The 682-nt window shown below is 68.8% G+C and carries 1 protein-coding gene; it reads right to left on the bottom strand.

The features are described from left to right. The coding region (locus tag AC3EN4_RS31750; protein WP_435210219.1) for a leucine zipper domain-containing protein at positions 1 to 581 on the bottom strand (581 nt) is incomplete at its 3' end. Positions 582 to 682 lie beyond the last annotated feature (101 nt).

Here is a 682-nt window from a genome sequence, read left to right as displayed (position 1 = left end):
TGGATCTCGGCGTAGGCGATGCGGGTGTGGTCGTCGATGGCGCAGTGCACGTAGTCGAAGCCGACACGGCCGGCGTTGCGGGCACGACGGTGTTCCAGGCTGTCGCGGCCCAGGATCCGCCAGCCGCCGCCGTCGCGAACCCGGCCGAGTTTCTTGACGTCGACGTGGATCAGCTCGCCGGGCCGGTCGCGCTCGTAGCGGCGGATGAGCTGACCGGTGGGCCGGTCGAGCCAGGCCAGGCGGTGTAGACCGTGCCGCGTCAGAACGGCGTGCACCGTCGAGGCGGGCATCCCGAGCAACGGTCCGAGCCGACGAGCACCGAGTTTGCGTTCCTGGCGCAACTGGCAAACCCGCGCTTCCAGCGTTGCGGGCGTCTTGTGCGGCTGGTGGTGAGCCCGGCTGGACCGATCCCGCAGACCAGCGTCGCCTTCGGCCCGCCACCGCTGCAACCACTTGTAGCCGGTGGCCCGGGAACAGCCCAGTTCCTTCACGACGTGAGCCACCGGCCGGCCCTGGTCAACGACACGCGTGATGAGCAGCCGCCGGCCATGGATGGTCAGCCGGGCATTACGGTGGGCCATGAGACCTCCGGTTTCGTGTGGGCGTCAGCACCTCACACCTCGCCGGAGGTCTCACCTCATCTCAAGCCGCCACGCCGTCAACAACCCTCATGGGCACTACA

Source organism: Micromonospora sp. bgisy143 (assembly GCF_057708145.1).
The sequence above is the reverse complement of the archived record's forward strand: the minus strand, read 5'-3'. Positions and strand labels throughout refer to the sequence as shown.